Annotated in this window: 15 protein-coding genes; 6 read left to right on the plus strand and 9 right to left on the minus strand. The window is 72.0% G+C overall.

The window, feature by feature from the left end; translation table 11 throughout:
- The 4 genes from AB0K37_RS01865 to AB0K37_RS01880 form a co-directional block, all read left to right on the plus strand.
- Nucleotides 1–681 (plus strand): ATP-binding cassette domain-containing protein (locus AB0K37_RS01865; RefSeq protein WP_363973296.1); only part of this gene is annotated, 681 nt, incomplete at its 5' end.
- Nucleotides 682–711: 30 nt separating this feature from the next.
- On the plus strand, nucleotides 712–2,829 hold the full coding sequence (locus AB0K37_RS01870) for a YhgE/Pip domain-containing protein (protein WP_363973299.1): 2,118 nt from the start codon (nucleotides 712–714) through the stop codon (nucleotides 2,827–2,829).
- Nucleotides 2,830–2,844: 15 nt separating this feature from the next.
- Nucleotides 2,845–3,420, plus strand: coding sequence for a TetR family transcriptional regulator (locus AB0K37_RS01875; protein ID WP_363973302.1), 576 nt, complete (start codon nucleotides 2,845–2,847; stop codon nucleotides 3,418–3,420).
- A gap of 139 nt (nucleotides 3,421–3,559) precedes the next feature.
- Complete coding sequence (locus tag AB0K37_RS01880; protein WP_363973305.1) at nucleotides 3,560–4,891, plus strand: erythromycin esterase family protein; 1,332 nt, start codon at nucleotides 3,560–3,562, stop codon at nucleotides 4,889–4,891.
- A 106-nt stretch (nucleotides 4,892–4,997) separates the two neighbouring features.
- On the opposite strand, the gene AB0K37_RS01885 is transcribed toward AB0K37_RS01880, so the two are convergent.
- The 8 genes from AB0K37_RS01885 to AB0K37_RS01920 all read right to left on the minus strand — a co-directional run bounded on the left by AB0K37_RS01885 (nucleotide 4,998) and on the right by AB0K37_RS01920 (nucleotide 13,566).
- Nucleotides 4,998–5,483, minus strand: coding sequence for a hypothetical protein (locus AB0K37_RS01885; RefSeq protein WP_363973308.1), 486 nt, complete (start codon nucleotides 5,481–5,483; stop codon nucleotides 4,998–5,000).
- Nucleotides 5,484–5,758: 275 nt separating this feature from the next.
- Nucleotides 5,759–6,289: a pyridoxamine 5'-phosphate oxidase family protein gene (locus AB0K37_RS01890; RefSeq protein WP_363973311.1), complete on the minus strand. Its 531-nt coding sequence runs from the start codon at nucleotides 6,287–6,289 to the stop codon at nucleotides 5,759–5,761.
- Nucleotides 6,290–6,554: 265 nt separating this feature from the next.
- Nucleotides 6,555–7,025 carry a MarR family transcriptional regulator gene (locus AB0K37_RS01895; protein ID WP_363973314.1) on the minus strand — a complete coding sequence of 157 codons (471 nt, stop codon included), beginning with the start codon at nucleotides 7,023–7,025 and terminating at the stop codon, nucleotides 6,555–6,557.
- A gap of 240 nt (nucleotides 7,026–7,265) precedes the next feature.
- Nucleotides 7,266–8,834 carry an acyl-CoA synthetase gene (locus tag AB0K37_RS01900; RefSeq protein ID WP_363973317.1) on the minus strand — a complete coding sequence of 523 codons (1,569 nt, stop codon included), beginning with the start codon at nucleotides 8,832–8,834 and terminating at the stop codon, nucleotides 7,266–7,268.
- Between the two features lie 18 nt (nucleotides 8,835–8,852).
- Nucleotides 8,853–10,010 (minus strand): thiolase domain-containing protein, encoded by a 1,158-nt coding sequence (locus AB0K37_RS01905; RefSeq protein WP_363973319.1) that lies wholly within the window; start codon nucleotides 10,008–10,010, stop codon nucleotides 8,853–8,855.
- Entirely contained in the window at nucleotides 10,003–11,043 is a 1,041-nt protein-coding gene (locus tag AB0K37_RS01910; RefSeq protein WP_363973322.1) for a thiolase domain-containing protein, read from the minus strand. Before AB0K37_RS01910 ends, AB0K37_RS01905 begins: the two co-directional genes overlap by 8 nt.
- Nucleotides 11,043–12,017: an OB-fold domain-containing protein gene (locus AB0K37_RS01915; RefSeq protein WP_363973325.1), complete on the minus strand. Its 975-nt coding sequence runs from the start codon at nucleotides 12,015–12,017 to the stop codon at nucleotides 11,043–11,045. Before AB0K37_RS01915 ends, AB0K37_RS01910 begins: the two co-directional genes overlap by 1 nt.
- Nucleotides 12,007–13,566, minus strand: a complete 1,560-nt coding sequence (locus AB0K37_RS01920; protein ID WP_363973328.1) for an acyl-CoA synthetase — start codon at nucleotides 13,564–13,566, stop codon at nucleotides 12,007–12,009. The genes AB0K37_RS01915 and AB0K37_RS01920 overlap by 11 nt, the downstream gene beginning before the upstream one ends.
- A gap of 170 nt (nucleotides 13,567–13,736) precedes the next feature.
- On the opposite strand from AB0K37_RS01920, the gene AB0K37_RS01925 reads away from it, so the two are divergent.
- Together AB0K37_RS01925 and AB0K37_RS01930 are read left to right on the plus strand one after the other, a co-directional pair.
- Nucleotides 13,737–14,549, plus strand: a complete 813-nt coding sequence (locus AB0K37_RS01925) for a crotonase/enoyl-CoA hydratase family protein (protein ID WP_363973331.1) — start codon at nucleotides 13,737–13,739, stop codon at nucleotides 14,547–14,549.
- Nucleotides 14,550–14,652: 103 nt separating this feature from the next.
- A complete protein-coding gene (locus AB0K37_RS01930) occupies nucleotides 14,653–15,054 on the plus strand; it encodes a hypothetical protein (RefSeq protein WP_363973334.1) in 402 nt (133 codons plus the stop codon).
- A 67-nt stretch (nucleotides 15,055–15,121) separates the two neighbouring features.
- Here the strand turns inward: AB0K37_RS01930 and AB0K37_RS01935 are convergent, their stop codons facing one another.
- Entirely contained in the window at nucleotides 15,122–16,237 is a 1,116-nt protein-coding gene (locus tag AB0K37_RS01935) for a hypothetical protein (RefSeq protein WP_363973337.1), read from the minus strand.
- Between the last annotated feature and the right edge of the window lie 45 nt (nucleotides 16,238–16,282).

Consider the following 16,282-nt stretch of genomic DNA (forward strand, 5'->3'; position numbering starts at 1 on the left):
GGCGGGGGGGCGGCCGGGGCCCCCCCCCCCGCCGGCCCCCCCCCCGCGCACGGCTCGGCCGTGCGGGCGCGGGGCCTCGGAGTGAAGGGGGCGCGCGGCTGGGTGTTCCGCGACGTCGAACTGGACGTCCCGGGCGGCGCGCTGGTCGCCGTCAGCGGCATCGCGGGCACCGGGCGCACCGCGCTGCTGCTCACGCTCGCCGGGCGGATGCGGCCCGCCGAGGGCGCGGTCGCGGTGGGCGAGGTCACCGGGCTCAGGCGGATCCAGCGGGTCGCGGCCCTCGGGCTCGTGCCGGGGGTGACCGAACTCGACCCGGCGCTGACCGTCCGGGAGCACGTCGACGAGGCGCTCGCGCTGCGCGAGGGCGTCCTCGGCAGGTTCCGCGGGCGCGAGGCCCGCAGGCGCCGGACCCTCGAACGGGTCGGCCTCGACGTCGCCCCCGGGACGCTCGCCGAAGAACTCGCGCCCGACGAAGCCCAGCTCCTGGGCGCCGCCCTGGCGCTCGCCGGGGATCCCGGGCTGCTCCTGCTCGACGACGTCGACGAGGGCCTGCCCGCCGAACGGCAGCGCGACCTGTGGCGACGGCTGGCCGCCATCGCCGCCGGCGGCGTCACCGTCATCGCGTCCTGCCACGACGCCGCGCCCGCCGAGGGCGTCGCCACGCACACACTCCCGCTCTAGCGGTACCCCCGAAAGCCAGGAGACCCCCCGATGAGACTTCCCGCGTTGACCTCGGGCGGCCTTGAGCTGCGCCGCTTCCAGCGCAACCGGCTGACCCGCGTCGCGATGGCCGGGCTCGTGCTGCTTCCGCTGCTTTATGCCGGCCTCTACCTCTGGTCGTTCTGGGACCCGTACGCGCGGCTCCAGCACGTGCCGGTCGCGCTCGTCGTCCAGGACCAGCCCGCCCAGGCCGGCGGCAGGACCGTCCACGCGGGGGCCGACCTGGCGGACGAGCTGAAGAAGCGCAGGGTCTTCGACTGGCGCACCGTCTCGGCGGCGAAGGCCGAGGAGGGCGTCCGGTCGGGGAAGTACTACATGTCGCTGACGATCCCCGCCGACTTCAGCGCGCGGATCGCGTCGCCGTCCGGGGACGGGACGCCCGCACCGGCCGGGTTGCGGCTCCAGATGAACGACGCGAACAACTACGTGGTCGGGACGCTCGCCCAGGCCGCGTTCAAGGAGATCAGCGCCGCCGCCGGGAGCGAGGCGGTGCGCGGCTACTTCGACCAGATCTTCCTCTCCTTCGGCAAGCTGCACGGCGAACTCGGCAAGGCCGCCCAGGGCGCGGACAAGCTGGCCGCGGGATCCGGCCAGGCGCACGACGGCGCGGGGAAGCTCGCCGAAGGCGCGGGCAAGGCCGAGGCGGGCGCGGGCGAGCTGAAGGGCGGCATCGACGAGGCCCGCGCCGGCAGCGGCAGGCTGACCTCCGGCCTGGAGGAGCTCCGCACCGGAACCGGCCAGGTCGCCGCCGGAATGCAGCGGCTGACCGGGACCGTCGACCGCGCGGGCGACACCCTCGTGCCGCTGCTGAGGGAGAACGCCCCCGAGATCCGCCGGGCCGCGCTCGCCGTCGCCCAGGGGGCGGACGCCCTCGCCGACGGCGCCGGACGGCTTCCCGCCCAGACCGCCGCCGCCGTCCAGCGCGCGGAGAAGGCGCAGGCCGAACTGAACGCCTATCTCGCCGCGCACCCGGAGGTCCCGGCGGACGTCCGCCGTGACCTCACCCGGGCGGCCGCGCAGGTCGTCACCGTCGCGAAGCAGGTGGACGGCTACATCAGCGACCACACCGGCGACCTGCGCAGGGTCGCGGCCGACGCCCGCACGGTCGAGCGGGCCGCCCGCAAGATCGCCAAGGACGCGCCCTCCCTGGCCGCCAGGGTCGAGAAGGCGCGCCGGGACGTCGACCGCCTCAACGCCGGAACCCAGCAGGTCAACGCGGGGGCCGGCCGCCTGCTCTTCGGATCGTCCCAGCTCACGGCAGGGCTCGGCACGCTCTCGGGAGGCGCGGGCGAACTGCGGGGCGGGCTGGGGCGGCTGTCCGGCGGCGCCGTGACGCTGGAGACGGCCCTCGCGCAGATCTCCAACGGCAACGAGCGGCTGGCGAACGGCCTCCACGAGGGCGTCTCCCAGATTCCGAACTACGGCGCCGGGGAACGCAACGCACGCGACGACATGATGAGCAACCCGGTGCGGCTCGCCAGCGCCACCGAGAACGAGGTGCCGAACTACGGGACGGGGTTCGCGCCCTTCTTCGTCCCGCTCTCCCTGTGGGTCGGCGGAATGATCATCTACATGCTGCTGCGCCCGCTGAACCCCCGCGCGCTCGCGGGCACCGCGCCCGGACGCCGTGTCGCCCTCGCCGGCTGGCTGCCCGCCGCGGCGATCGGCGCGGCGCAGGCCTGCGTCGTCCTCGCCGTCCTTCACTTCGCGCTCGGCCTGCGCGCCGAGCACTGGCCCGGCCTCGTCGCGTTCCTCGCGCTCGCCTCCGCCGCGTTCCTCGCGGTGATCCAGTGGGTGAACGCCCGCTTCGGCCCGATCGGCCGGATCATCGCGCTGGCGCTCCTGATGCTCCAGCTCACCTCGGCCGCCGGCACGTACCCGATCGAGACGAGCCCGGCGTTCTTCCAGGCCGTCCGCCCGTACCTGCCGATGCCGTGGGTCGTGGACGCCGTCCGGCACCTGATCAGCGGCGGCGACCTGTCCTCGGTGTGGCAGGGTTGTGCGGTGCTGGTCGCGTTCCTCGCCGGCGGGCTCGCGCTCACCGCCCTGGCCGTCCGGCACAACCGGGTCTGGACGGTGAAGCGCCTGCACCCGGCACTGAAGCTCTGATCGGAGGCAGGGGACGTGGCCCGCATCGCGACCCGGGAGAAGCTCTTCACCGCGGCGATCGAGCTGATCGCCGAGAGCGGGCTCGCCGCGACGACCGTCGACCAGATCGCCGAGCGCGCCGGTGTGGCCAAGGGCACCGTCTACTACAACTTCGACAGCAAGGCCGCGCTGTTCGCGGCGCTGCTGGAGTACGGCGTCGACCGCCTCGCCACCGCGCTGCGCGACGCCGCGTCCGGCCGCCCCCCGCTGGAGGCGCTGGAGGCCGTCGTCGCCGCCGAGCTGGCGTTCATCGGCGAGCACGAGCCCTTCGCCCGGCTCCTGATCGCCGAGACGTGGCGGGCCGGCGGCGACTGGCAGCACGCCGCCCGCCTGATCCGCGAACGCGCCATCGGCGTCGTCGCCGACGTCCTGCGCGAAGCGGTCGCCACCGGCGACCTGCGCTCCGACCTGGACACCGGCACGGCCGCCTCCGCCGTCTTCGGCATGGTCCTCACCGTCGCCCTGGACTGGCGCGCCCTCCAACCCGGCCGCTCCCTGGACGACGTCCAGGCGACCCTGCTGGCCCTCCTCCGAGGCCGCCTCACCCCCTGACCGGCTTCTCCTCGCGGAACCACCGTGCGCGATCCGAGCAAACGGTGATCTACGCCGCCGGGCGTACTCGACGTGCCGCCCCTCGGTGGACGTGCCCCGCGGAACCGGCGAGCCACGATGACGGTCGAAGGGAGAAACCATGAATCACCTTGGACGGAACGTGCGGGCGACAGCGCTTCTGGCGGCCGCCACCGGCATCGGGACCGTGCTCGCGGGCGCCCCCGCCGCGAGCGCCGACGCCCGCACGGAACCGGTGACCGCGTGGGTCGACCGCAACACCGCGGCCCTGCGCACCCTCGACCCCGCGGCGCCTCTGGACGACCAGGCGCCGCTGCTGCGCTCGATCGGCGGCGCGACCGTCGTCGGCCTCGGCGAGTCGGTGCACGGCACCCGTGAGGAGACGCGGCTCAAGCACCGCGCGCTCCGCCTCATGGTCGAGAGGCTCGGCTTCAGATCCGTGGCCTGGGAGGAGAACTGGACGACGGGCGTCCAGATCGACCGGTACATCCGGACCGGGGAAGGGGATCTGGACGCGCTGATGCGGCAGATGCTCCCCCAGTACCAGACCGGCGAAGTCGCCGATGTGCTGCGCTGGCTCCGCGACTTCAACGCGGGCCGGGCCGACAAGGTGCGCTTCGTCGGTGTGGAGTACTTCCTCACCGGCCTGCCGGCCTACGACGCCGTCCGGGCCCACATCACCGCGACCGCCCCGGATCGCCTGCCCGAGCTTCGGCGGCACCTGCGCTTCCTCCGGCCACGGACTTCGGACATGTGGAAGTACGTCATGGAATACAAAGAAGTGGAGGACAAGCAGCCGTACGTCCGCCACGCCCGTGCGATGTACGCCCTGGTCGAGGGGCTGCCGCATCGGCCGGGAGACCGAGCGCACGCCCTGGCCGTGCACGACGCCCGGCAGATCCTGTCGTTCTACGAGCACTACAGCCTTCCGGAGGCCGACCAGCACGCCTACAGGGACGCCCACGCGGCGCGGAACCTGAGATGGTGGCGCGGGTTCAGCCGCGACAAGATCGCCTACTGGGCGGCCTCCCCGCACACCGCCAACGCGCCGCGCATGCGCATCGTCGGGCCGTCCGAACCGGACATGCGCTTCGCCAGCGCCGGTTCGTACCTGCGCCGCTGGTACGGCCCGCGCTACCGGTCGATCGGCTTCACCTTCGACCACGGGACGGTGAGCCTCGGCGGCGGCCGGACCGCGCCCATGCCGCGTCCCGCTCCGAACTGGTTCGAGCGCCCCTTCGGAGGCGTCCGCACCGGGCAGTTCACCATCGACCTGCGCACACCGGCTCCCGCGCCGGTGCGCAGATGGCTGGACGCCCCCGTCCAGACCAGGGGCCTGCCCCACACCGGCCCCGGCTCGTACATGACGGGCGGAACGCTGCGGCAGTGGTTCGACGTGATCGTCCACCGCCAGGAGGTCACTCCCGCCACGGCGATCCCAACACCGCACTGAACCGAGAGCGCCCCGTGCGCCACCCGACCCTCGACCGAGGTCCTGGCCGGGCGGACGCACCACGGGTCAGGACCCCGGTCGCCAGCTCGGCGAAGTCGGGCGCGCCTCACCCCCTGACCGGGAAACGCAGGAGTCTCAGCCCGACGAGCACGAACCACAGGGCGAACATCGCCTGGACGATCGAGGTCAGCAGGGGGCCGGCGAGCCACGGAAAGGCGCCGGCGAGCTGAGCCGTCCCCGCGATGACTCCGAAGACGGCGACCGCACGGCCGAAGTCTCCGCGTCTCATCGACAGGCCGAGCATGACGAGGGCGGCGCCCAGGAGAAGGGCGACCTCGTGCATGCCGCCGTAGTAGAGGGAAACGACCAGCGCGACGGTGGCCGGTTCGTCAAGGTCGATGCCGTAGACGGGGTACACGAGCCGTCCGTGGACGAAGACCAGCGCCAAGACGATCGCCACGGCCAGCGCGAGGATGCCGCAGCCGAACCCGACCCACGGCCTGCCGGCCCCGTCCAGACTGCGGTAGAGCGCGAAGACCACGGGGATGAGCAGGACGACCGCGAAGAAGAGCACCTCGTTCGTCAGGGACAACGAAGACCGATGCGAAGCCGTCCAGGACAGCAGCCGCGCGCCCTCGGACGGTGGGTCCCCCACGAGAAAGTCCAGGACCGACTTGAGAAGGAAGAGGACGCCGCTCGCCGTGGCCGAGATCCCTCCCAGCCTGAACCGGGGACCGAAGGGCTGCGCTCCCGGCGCGGAGGAGTCCATCGCGGTACCTCGATTCGTGCCGGGGTGAGATCGCGGCGGGCGACGGCCTCGGGCCCGCCGGCCGGCTTCCGGACGATAACAAGATTCCGGTCAGGCGGTCAGGATCCGGCCGTTTCCGTGAGCTTGGCGGCGTCGGGCGCGTAGGCGGCCATCCAGTGCGGGTGCAGGCGGTAGTAGACGATCTCGTCGTCCCAGTCGAAGGCGTCCCCACCGTAGAAACCCTTGAAGTAGGCGAGCAGGTCCGGCCAGTCCGGGGCCGGTTCGCCCTCCCGCGGGTTGAGGATCTCCACCGTGCCGTGCGTGAACACGCCGAGGTCCTCCCCGCGCATGTGCGCCGCGCTGACGGCGGGCCGGGCGGCCAGATGGCGCGCCTTGGCCGCCTCGCGCGCCGTGCCGAAGTGCCACTTCCCGTGCAGGAAGTGCCCGTCCACACCGCTGATCCGCGGTTCCCCCTTGGCGGTCACCGTGGACAGCGCCAGCGTGCACATGCCGGTGAGCACCCGGCAGAGCTGCTCGGCGGTCAACGTCCTCTCCGTGTTGATGATCGACCGCAGATGCGCGGTGGAACGGGAAAGGGAGCCGTCCAGAAGGGTCTGGAGCTCTTTGAGTTCTTCTCTGGTCTCACGCATGACGAGTCCTAGTCCGAAGGGTCCGGTCCACACTTCATCCCCCAGCACTGGCCGGTGCCCCCACCCTCCCCCCAAAACCTGACACCCTCTGTCAGGGTTTCGTCCGCGATCTTCGCAACCCCGCCCACATCCGTCTCACCGAAATCGGGGCGCGTCCGAACCGCGTGGGCGGTGCAGGGTCATATCGGAGGCCGGCCGCGCGGCCGCCGCCGCCCACCTGGACTCCTCCGCCGTTCCGTCTCCGGCGGCGGCGTGCAAGGGGCCGTCAGGGGAGTTTGCGGATTTCCTCGATCACGGACGGCATCGTCTCGTTGTTGTGGCGGATCCAGTCGAGGAGGACGGCGATCTGGTCGTCGGTGTAGGTGTCGAGGCGGTCGCGGAAGGCCCGGCCGATCGGTTCGAAGTAGCGGGCGAACTGGGCGACGTTCTCCTCGACGAGTTCGACGATCACGCGGCGGCGGTCGTCGGGGTCGCGGGTGCGGCGGACGTAGCCGGCGCGCTCCAGGCGGTCGATGACGGCGGTGATGGCGCCGCCGGTCGTGATGCCCATGAGCTGGGCGAGCTGGCCCGGCGTCTGGGGGCCGTCGAGCGTCAGCGCGTTGACGCACTGCGCGTCGGTGACGTTCATGCCCGCCTTGCTCGCGGTGGCATGGTGCAGCAGCACCGTGAACATCGTGCTGCGCTGCATCGCCATCTGCAGCTCGCCCGCCATCCGCTCGCGCTCCGGGGTCGACACGCCGTGAACCTCTCTCCCTTTTCTCTCATATAGAGACACTCATTTCAAGAGCGACTCTCTGGGGGAGATTCTATCGACCCGAACCCGGCGGGACCAGGCGGGACGGCGACGGCATGTGGCGCAGCCGACACCGTTCAATGATCGCACCACTACGGGGCGCGACCTACCATGGCTTTCGTTAGGACCACTAACAGAGGTCCGCTCCTGGCCCCGAACCCCACGAAGGTTCGGGGCCGACCCCTATCTGGCCTCCTCCGCCACCTGCTTCGCCCAGCGGTAGTCCGCCTTGCCGGCCGGGGACCGCTTCATCTCGGCGACGAACGCGTAGACGCGCGGCACCTTGTAGCCCGACAGCTTCTTGCGGCAGTGCTCGTTCAGCTCCTCGGAGGAGGGCTCCGCACCGGAGGGCTGGATCACCGCCGCGACGCGGCTCCCCCAGCGTTCGTCCGGAATGCCCGTCACGACCGCGTCGTAGACGGCGGGGTGGCCCTTCAGGACGGCCTCGACCTCCTCTGGGAACACCTTCTCGCCGCCGGTGTTGATGGCCTGCGAGCCGCGGCCGTACACGGCGATCGAGCCGTCCTCCTCCACGGTCGCGATGTCGCCGGTGAGCAGCCAGCGCCGGCCGTCCACCAGGGGGAACGTCCTGGCGGTCTTCTCCGGGTCGTTGTAGTAGCCCTGCGCGATGTGGCCGGTGCGGGCGACCTGGCCGAGCACGCCGGATCCCGGCTTGACGGGCTGGAACGCGTCGTCCAGGACGGTGACGTTCTCCACGTCCGGCGCGAACCGCAGGCCCTTCTCCGGGGTGGAGCCGGCGACCGCCTCGGCCGTCGAGCCCGACTCGGTCGAGCCGAAGCGGTCCAGGATCATCGTGTTCGGCAGCAGCTTCTGGATGCGGTCGCGGACCGTCCCGGTGAAGATCGCGCCGGTGGAGACGTAGGCCAGCAGGGACGAGGTGTCGTAGTCCCCGCGCGCCAGCTCCTCGGCCATCGGGATCGCCATGGCGTCGCCGGTGATCGTCAGCGAGTTGACCTTCTCCCGCTCGATCGTCCGCCACACGTCCGCCGCGTCGAACTTGCGCGTGTAGACGAGCGTCGCGCCCATGAACCAGGCGATCCAGGTGGCCATCTGAGCGGCGCCGTGCATCAGGGGCGCGACCGGCATCATGGTCATCGGGCCGCCGCCCCGGGCGTTCTCGACGACGTCCTCCGGCCTGGTCGGACGGGGATAGGCGGGGTTCCAGAACGCGAGCAGCATCTGCTCGGTCGACCACATGACGCCCTTCGGCATCCCCGTGGTCCCGCCGGTGTAGATGATGTAGAGGTCGTCCTTGGAGCGCGCCGGGAAGTCCCGTGCGCCGGAGGCGTCCTTCAGGGCCTCGTCGTAGGCGACCGCGCCCGGGATGGACGGCTCGCCGCCCACCGCGACGAGGTGCCGCAGCTCGGGCGCCTCCGGGACGGTCGCCGCGACGCGGTCCTCGAACTCCACGTCGTACAGCAGCGCGACGCTGTCGGAGTCCCGGTACACGTAGAGCAGCTCGCTCTCCACGTACCGGTAGTTGACGTTGATGGGCACGGCCCGGATCTTCAGCGCGGCCAGCAGCGCGGCGGCGTACTCGACGCCGTTGTAGAGCTGGACGGCGACGTGCTGGCCGGGCCGGACGCCCGCGTCCGAAAGGTGGTGCGCGAGGCGGTTCGCGTGCTCGTCCAGCTCGGCGTAGGTGAGGCGCCGGTCGCCGCACACCAGCGCGAGACGGTCCCCGATCGCGTCCGCGACGCCCTCGAACAGGTCAGCGTGGTTGAACTCCATCGGACGGGCCTCCGGGAATCAGGGTTTGTCGCTGCCGACGATCCACATGGCGAAGAACTGGGCTCCGCCTCCGTAGGCGTGGCCGAGCGCGCGGCGCGCGCCGTCCACCTGGTGCTCGCCCGCCCGGCCGCGCACCTGCAGCGCCGCCTCGGCGAACCGGATCATCCCGGACGCCCCGATCGGGTTGGACGACAGCACGCCGCCGGACGGGTTCCACGGGATGTCGCCGTCCAGTGCCGTCGCGCCCGCCTCGGTGAGCTTCCAGCCCTCGCTCTCGCCGCAGAACCCGAGGTTCTCCAGCCACATCGGCTCGTACCAGGAGAACGGGACGTAGACCTCGGCGCAGTCCAGCTCGCGCCGCGGGTCGGAGATCCCGGCCTGCCGGTAGACGTCCGCCGCCGCGTCCTTGCCGCCCTGCGGGCTGACGGTGTCGCGCCCGGCGAACTGCATGGGCTCCGAGCGCATCGCCGTGCCGTGCACCCACGCGGGCGGGGCCGGGGCCTTCTTCGCCGCGTCCTCCGAGGCCAGCACCATCGCGCACGCGCCGTCCGAGGACGGGCACGTCTCCAGGTACCGGATCGGCTCCCAGAGCATGGGCGTCGACTCGACCATCTCGCGGGAGATGCCGGGGATCTTCAGGTGCGCGTACGGGTTCTTCAGCGCGTTCTGCCGGTCCTTGACCGCGACGAGCGTCCCGATGTGGTCGGGGGCGCCCGAACGGCGCATGTAGGCGCGGATGTGCGGGGCGAAGTAGCCGCCCGCGCCCACGACCAGCGACGTCGTGAACGGCGAGTTCACGGTCAGCGCCCACGTCGCGTTCGACTCCGACTGCTTCTCCCACGCGATCGTGAGGACGCGGTCGTGGACGCCGCCCTGGATCAGCCCCGCCGCGACGATCGCCGTGGAGCCGCCGACCGACCCGGCGGTGTGCACCCGCATGATCGGCTTGCCGGCGGCGCCGAGCGCCTCGGCGAGGAAGGTCTCCGGCATCATCACGCCCTCGAACAGGTCGGGGGCCTTGCCGACGACGACCGCGTCGATGTCCTTCCAGGTCAGCTGGGCGTCCTCCAGCGCCCGGCGGGCCGCCTCGCGCAGCAGCCCGGCCATCGAGACGTCCAGCCGCTTGGTCTTGTACGCCGTCTGCCCGACGCCGATGATCGCGCAACGGTTAGCCATGGTTCTCTCCCGACAGGACGCAGACGAGGTTCTGCTGGAGGCAGGGGCCGGACGAGGCGTGCCCCAGCACGCGGGACGCCGACCCGTCGTGGACGCGGGCCGCGGCCTCGCCGATCCGGATGAGGCCGGCGGCCATCATCGGGTTCGCCGACAGCGGCCCGCCGGACGGGTTGACCGCCGTGTCCTCGCCGAGGCCGAGCGCCTCCCGCAGGATCAGCTCCTCGTGCGTGTACTGCGCGTGCAGCTCGGCGACCTCGATCCCGGCCGCGCCGGCCTTCTCGCCCGCGATCCGGGCCGAGTCCGAGCGGCTCAGGTCGCGGACGCCCGGCGCGTGCGGCTCGGTGCGGTGGTCGATCCCGGTGATCCACGCGGGGCGCTCGCACAGGTCGCGAGCCCGGTCGCCCGCCGCGAGGACGATCGCGGCGGCGCCGTCGGTGACGGGCGCGACGTCGTAGGGGTGCAGCGGGGCGACGTCGTAGTCGTCGCCCTCGGGCTCGGGCAGGTGCAGCGCGAACGGGTTGCCGCGCCCGGCCTCGCGGGACCGCGCGGCGACCGCGCGCAGGTCGTCCTCCTTCGCGCCCGACCGCTCCATGTAGGCGCGGGCCTGGAGCGCGGCCAGGGACACCGCGTCGATGCCGAGCGGCGCCAGGTGGTACGGGTCGAGCTGCTGGGTGAGGACGGCGCGCAGGTTCCCCTGCGACGACTTGCCGAACCCGTACACGAGGGCGGTGTCGATGTCGCCGTGCTGGAGCCTCACCCACGCCTCGTACAGCGCCCAGGCGGCGTCCATCTCGACGTGGCTCTCGGAGATCGGCGGCCACGCGCCGATGGCGTCCAGCGCCGACACGAACGCGAAGGGCGCGCCGGCGAGGTAGTCGCAGGATCCGGAGCAGGTGAAGCCGAACTGCTTCTGGCCCGTCCGCTCCTTGATCTCGGTGATGACGGGGGCCAGGATCTCGATCTCGGCCATCCCCCGGTCCTCACCGCTGTGCTCGGTCTGCGCGAACGCGACCACGGCCACGGGACGAGGCATCACATGAAGTCCTTGATCTCTTCGAAGGGGACGTCGGGCTCGTCGACGGGCTCGAACCACTTGATGTTGCCCATCGTCGGCGCCCACTCCTCGCGGGGCCGCCACGCCGCCTTCACCCGCATGCCCATCCGGACCTGGTCGGCCGGGATGCCCGCCACGAGCGTCAGCATCGTCAGGCCCGCGCCGTCCAGCAGGACGTAGGCGGACACGAACGGCACCTCGGGCGCGCGCGGGTCGGGGATGTTGTTGACCGCGAAGGTGGTGACGGTGCCGGTGTCGGGCAGCTCCACCTCCTCGGTCGTGGGGACGCCGTCGCGCGGGCACAGCCCCTTCATCGGGACGATCACCGATTCGCACACCGGGCACCGGTGGCCGAGGATGCGGCCTTCGGACATGCCCTCCAGGAAGCGCCGCAGGGCCTGCCCGCCCTTCAGGCGGTACTCCAGCCGCGTCGGCGCGTTGATCATGGTGACCTCGGGCTGGAAGCACTCGATGTCGCCGATCCCGCCGGTGCGCTCGGCCCGCCACCGGGGGCGGACGCGCATCCCCGTCTTGAGGAACTTCGGCGGCTTGGCGCCCTCGTCGAAGATGCCGAGGTCGAGGGCGTGCAGGAGCGCGGTGTCGGCGCCGTCCGGACGGATCAGCGCCCAGGCGAACGGGCGGTCGAGCGGGTGCTCCTTCGCCGGGTGCGCCACCCACGACCAGGTCGTGACCGTCCCGACCGGGCCGACCTCGACGAACTCGTCCGTCACGTCCTCGCCGGTCTGCGGGTCGTACTCCGACGGCGGGACGAGGACCCTGCCGTCCGCGGTCCGGACGCCGACCAGCCGGCCGTCGCGCAGCTCGCTGAAGAAGCGGCCGATCACCGGGCCGACCGAGCGCGTGTAACCGCCGGGGAACTCCAGGACGTGGTTCGGCTCGGGCCGCCCGGCGTCGGCGGGCGCGCTCTCGACGGGCGCCGTGTCAGATGGCACTGTCGCGGTCCTTCCAGTACGGGTCCCTGAGCTTGCGCTTGAGGAGCTTGCCGTTGGGTTCGCGCGGCATCGCCTCGATGAAGTCGACGGACCTCGGCCACTTCATCTTGGCCAGCCGCCCCTCCAGCGACGCGAGGATCTCCTCCGCGAGTTCCGGCCCAGGCTCGACGCCCTCGGCGGGCTCCACCACGGCCTTGATCTGCTCGCCCCACTCCTCGTCCGGGATGCCGAACACGGCCACGTCCCCGACCTTGGGATGCAGGATGATCTCGTTCTCGATCTCGGCCGGGTAGATGTTCGCCCCGCCCGAAATGATCATGTCGGCCTTGCGGTCGGACAGGAACAGGAACCCGTCCTCGGTCAGGTACCCGATGTCCCCGACGGTGAAGAAGTCCTTCAGCCGGTTCTTCTCCGTCTTCTCCTTGTCGCCCTTGTACTCGAACTCGACGCCGGCCATCTTCATGTAGATCGTGCCGTGCGTCCCGGTCGGGACGGGCTCGCCGTCGTCGTCCACGATCAGCAGCTCGCTGATCGGCCAGGCGTTGCCGACGGTGCCGGGGTGGGCGCGCCAGTCGGCCGGGCTGGCGATCGTCCCGCCGCCCTCCGTCGCCGCGTAGTACTCCCAGATGCAGTCGCCCCACCAGTCGAGCATCTGCTGCTTGAGCGGCACCGGGCACGGCGCCGCCGCGTGGATCGCCCACTTCATGCTCGACACGTCGTACCGGGACCGGACGTCCTCCGGCAGCGACAGCAGCCGCTTGAAGTGCGTCGGCACCATGTGGGTGTTGCTGACGCGGTGCTCCTGGATCAGCCGCAGGGTCTCCTCGGCGTCCCACTTGTCCATGTAGACGAGCGTGTGGCCCATCTGCAGGGCCGTCCCGCCGAACTGGGTGACGGCCGTGTGGTAGTTCGGGGAGGTGACGAGGTGCGCCTGGTGCTCTCCTCCGGCGGGGCGGCCCGGGGGGATGCCGAACATGCCGAGCAGGAACGTCATCAGCTCGGCGCTGTCGTCGGGGTCGAGCCCGGCCAGCGCCCGCTTGACGCCCTTCGGCCGTCCCGTCGTGCCGGACGTGTAGTGCATCGTGGCGCCGTTGCTGCGGTCGTCCGGCAGGGTGTCGGGCTGCCCGTCGACCAGTTCCGCGATCGGCCGGAAGCCCTCGACCTCCCCGAACGCGAACCGCCGGTGGGCCTCGATCTCCTCGCCCGCCCGCGCGCCCTCGGCGGCGTACCGCTCGTGGACGAAGAACGCCTTGGCCTCGCTGTCGGCGACGATGTAGCCGATCTCCGGGCCGGTCAGATGCCAGTTGATCGGCGTGTAGTACCAGCCCGCCTGGAGCGCCGCCAGGTAGAGGACGACCCCGTCCGCGCCGTTCGGGACGAGGCCGCAGATGCCGTCGCCCTTCTCCAGTCCCAGCGCGCGCAGGCCGTGGACGAGCCGGTTCGCGCGTGCCAGCAGGTCGCCCGCGGCGTGCTGCGTCCCGTCCGGATCGACGGCGGCGACCCACTCGGGATCGGCCTGCGCCAGCCGCCAAAAGCCCAATGACCCCATCGGATCTCCCTACGTGAGCACAGAGCACACAGAGCACAGAGCACCGGCACCCGCTGCGGGCGCCCGGCAGCCAAAGTAGATCACGTTCTCGTTTTGCAGTTCAACCCCTACCGGTAGGGCAGCGGCTTAACTAGAATCTGTTCTCGTTTGACATCTGAGCTGGAGGAACCATGACGGAACGGCTGCCGATCAGCACCGAGCACTGCATCGTCGAGCGCGACGGCCACGTCGTCATCGTCACGATGAACCGCCCGGAGGCGCGCAACGCGCTCAGCTCGTCCATGCTGGTGGGCCTCGCCGACGCCTGGGCCTACATCTCCGACACCCCCGAGGTGCGCGTCGCCATCCTCACCGGGGCCGAGGGCACGTTCTGCGCCGGCGCCGACCTGAAGGCCATGGGGCAGCAGCCGTCCGACCCCCGCGTCCAGGAGCGGATGGCGCAGATCCCCAACTTCCACTGGAAGGGCCTGCTGCGCGAGGGCCAGCCGACCAAGCCGCTGATCTGCGCCATCGAGGGCTACGCCGTGGCGGGCGGCACCGAGCTGCTCGTCGGCACCGACCTGCGCGTGGTCGCCGAGGGCGCCACCCTCGGCCTGTACGAGGCGAAGCGCGGCCTGTTCCCCATGGGCGGCTCCGCGATCCGCCTCCCCCGCCAGATCGGCTACGCCAACGCGATGGACATCCTGCTGACGGCCCGCTCGGTGACCCCGCGGGAGGCCCTCGCCATGGGCCTGATCAACAAGATCGTCCCGGACGGGCAGGCGCTGGCCGCCGCCCGCGAGCTGGCCGACCAGATCGCCGCCTGCGGCCCGCTCGCCGTGCAGGGCATCCTGCGCACCTACCGCGAGACCCAGCACCTGTCCGAGGAGGACGCCCTCAAGATCTCCGACGAGATCGGCTGGCCGGTCATCGGCTCCGAGGACGCCAAGGAGGGCTCGCGCGCCTTCAAGGAGAAGCGCCCGCCCGTCTACCACGGCAAGTGACGCCCGTCCGACGGAAAATGGCCTGTCCGTAAATAGGGGCCAGGTTTGCGGGGGGCCTCCCGTGGCATCGCCTGGGGCGAAGCGAGCACGGAAGGACGAGGCCATGGCCTTGCATCTAGGACGCAAGCACGAGACGACCCCGGAGGAGACGTCCCCCCGTCCGCCCCGGCGGGCGCTCTGGCGGCGGACGGACGGCACGGCCGTCCAGCGCAAGCCGCCGCGCTGGCGGCGCACCAGGCCGAACCCCGTCAGCGCGATGATCATGGCGGCGGGCTGGGCGGCGGTCGCGATCCTCGCGCTCGGCATGCTGCTGACGTGGGGCGACGCGAACCCCGGCAACACCCTGGTGGACGCCACGCTCGACGCGGGACGCTGGCTCGCCACGCCGTTCCACGACGTCTTCACGCGCAGCGACCCCGACGAGCAGCTCTACATCAACTGGGCCCTCGCGGGCGCCGTCTACTACGTCCTGGCCCGCGCACTGTCCTGGATGACCCGCTTCTGACCCGCCCCCCGAGGATCCCGGTCGGCGCCGGAGGAACGACGCCGGCCGGGTTCCTTCTCCGCGGTCGTCAGTTGCTGCGCCAGTGGGCCAGGTCGGCCCACCGGGTCGCGTCGGTGCTCGTCCAACCGACCGCCCACATGGTCGTGGTGCCCGGGCGGAGGGCCAACTCCGAGGGAACGGCCTTCGTCCCGGTGGGCTGGGCCAGCTTCTCGTCGGACCAGACGCCCGCCGCGGTGCGGTGGCGCATGACGTCGCCGGCGGAGACCCAGATGCCGCCGGCGCCGTCCGAGGCGACCCTGGTCAGGTAGGTGCCGGGGGCGCCGAGAACGTTGCTCCACTCGGTGCCGTTCCAGTGCGCCAGCATCGACCGCGCGACCGTCTTGCCCGTCTCGTCGGGCACCCGCACCGTCCCGACCGCCCAGACGTCGTTCTCAGAGGCGGCGTACACGTCGCTCAGGGCGGACGCGATCTCGCCCCGGACGACCCCGTCCACCGGGGGGAACGGGACGGTGGTCCACGAGGTGCCGTTCCAGTGGGCCGTGGCGGGCAGCCCCTCGCCCGCCCAGCCGACCGCCCACGCGCTGGTGGGCGAGACGGCCGTGATCGCGCGGGGCTTGATCCCGATCGGGGTGTCGGCCCAGGCCGTGCCGTTCCAGTGCTTGGCCGCCGAGGCGCTGACCACCCATGCGCTGCCGGGGCCCGCGGTGGCGATGTCCGTGGGCTGGAAGCCCAGCGGGACCTTGAACGTGTTCCAGGCCGTGCCGTTCCAGCGCAGCACGGCGTGGGAGTCGCCCGAGGTGTTGAGCTGGGCGGCCAGCCACAGGTTCGACGCCGACGTGGCCGCGGCGGCGTTGAAGCGGTACGGGGCGGCGGCCGCCGGCAGCGTCACGTCGCTCCAGGTGTCGCCGGTCAGACGCTGGAGGATCGGCTTGGAGACGCCGCTCGCCTGCCGGCCGCCGGCGGCCCACATGGTGCCGTCCGGCGCCGTGGCCAGACCGCTGAGGCTGGTTCCGGTGTCGGCCTTCGGGCTGCTCTGGACGAGCGGCCACGTGGTCGCGGCGGCGTCCGCGACGGACGCCGCGCGGTGCTCGCCGGGGCGCGCCGCGGTGATCCCGGCGGCGGCGACCGCCCCCAGAGCGAGGGTGGACCCCGCGAACACGGCGAGCCTTCTGCTTCTCTTCACCCGGTACCTTTCCCCGAAGAAATGATCTTGACGCGGGCACACCGT

This window comes from Actinomadura sp. NPDC049753 (genome assembly GCF_040674655.1).
GTDB classification, from domain to species: domain Bacteria; phylum Actinomycetota; class Actinomycetes; order Streptosporangiales; family Streptosporangiaceae; genus Spirillospora; species Spirillospora verrucosospora.